1 protein-coding gene is annotated in these 1207 nt (G+C 51.1%); it reads left to right on the forward strand.

Annotation, left to right across the window (positions count from 1 at the left end; all coding sequences use genetic code 11):
• Nucleotides 1–1207: RHS repeat domain-containing protein (locus K6Y31_RS22020; RefSeq protein ID WP_233055173.1), on the forward strand; the 1207-nt coding region annotated here is incomplete at both ends.

The raw sequence follows: 1207 nt of genomic DNA on the forward strand, positions 1-1207 counted from the left end.
AATTAAAAACGATTGATGATAATGGCACACTCACCCGGTTTGATAAACCGGACGCTGAAACCCTGATTGTCACTGATCCAAACAATCAGCGATGGACCTATAAGTTGGACTCACGCGGGCGGATCACCACACTGATTTCACCTGAAACCGGTGGCGATAAAGGCACAGAGGGATTGCAGCGAGATCCCCGCCTCGTGCAAAGCATTGTGCATTATCAATATGATGAAGATGACAATGTCAAAAAGGTGATTGATGGTGAGGGGCGGGTCACGACCAACGTTTATGATGACAATGGTAACCTGACCCAGATCTGGCAAGACAATGCACTGGTACAGACCCAAGTCTATGACCAAAACCGTTTGATTGCCAGCCATGTTCACAATGGCGATGGCAGCATTGCATCCGCACATTTTGTTTATGAAGGTGAGTTGCTGCGCTACCAGGTCAGCCCAGCGGGCAATGTCACCTATCACGATTATGACGGTTTTGGCCAACGCATCAGCACGCGGGTATTTACTGGCTCCGATGCCTTGAGTTTAACAGCCGCGATGACTGACGATGAGCCGCTGACCCTTGCTGCGATGGACACTTGGCGCGCGGCGCAGGCCCCTAAACAATCTACACTGACCGAATACCAGTACCAACGCGGCCTACTTCATACGCAGACGGTGTACGCCACGTTAGATGAGGCTGGGAAGGGGGTGACCGGCGCGGATACCGAGCATGTTCGTACCACCTATGATGCCTTTGGTAATTTGTTGAGCAGTGTTCGACTGACTGGCGACCTGCTCAGTGGTGAACTCACGCTGCATGGTGCCAAATCCTATGTGTACGACGGCATGAACCGCGTTATCAGCCAAACTGACAACGCGGGTATTACCACTCACTCCGAGTATCTTGATGTTGAAAATAGGGTGGTAGTGACCACCGAAAATGGCCTTGTGACGAGCCGTCAGTTCAGTACACGTGGAGAGCTGTTGAGTGAAAGTCGCAGTGGTGTCGGGGAGACGACCCGTACGCTCAGCCACTTTTATAATGATAACGGCCAAATAGCGGCGACCTTGTTACCCGATGGCAGTACCCGTTTTCAGCTCTATAATGAATCAGGCAAACTCTGGCTCAGTGTTGATGGCCGAGGGCAGGTTACCGAATATCAGTATAATGGTGCAGGACAAGTTACTCGCGAGTTAAGTTATGGCACTCAACT

Origin of the sequence: Motilimonas cestriensis, from assembly GCF_021295315.1 — a bacterium.
In the GTDB taxonomy this organism is placed as follows: domain Bacteria; phylum Pseudomonadota; class Gammaproteobacteria; order Enterobacterales; family CBDFNC01; genus Motilimonas; species Motilimonas cestriensis.